The 210-nt window shown below is 34.8% G+C and carries 1 pseudogene; it reads right to left on the bottom strand.

The annotated features are described in order from the left end of the window. Positions 1–210 (bottom strand): annotated as a pseudogene (locus tag V6256_RS16150) (hypothetical protein); the annotation flags it as partial.

Below are 210 nucleotides of genomic sequence, written 5' to 3'. Positions count from 1 at the left end.
GCTAAAAATTCAGATAAAAAAAATAATGCGCTAGTAACCCCAAGTAACAGCAATTGATGATGTTTTTGGGGAATAACTTTAAACATCAGGAGCATTGTTGCGTGCCAAATAATATAAAATTGCTCTTCAACAGACAAAGACGAAGTATGCATTAACGGATTAGACTCCGCCTTTACCCCCCAATAACCATCCGTAATATTATTGAAATAA

Source organism: Psychromonas aquatilis (assembly GCF_038155185.1).
GTDB classification, from domain to species: Bacteria; Pseudomonadota; Gammaproteobacteria; order Enterobacterales; family Psychromonadaceae; genus Psychromonas; species Psychromonas aquatilis.
Note: the sequence above shows the minus strand (reverse complement) of the source record. Positions and strands in the feature narration are given on the sequence as shown.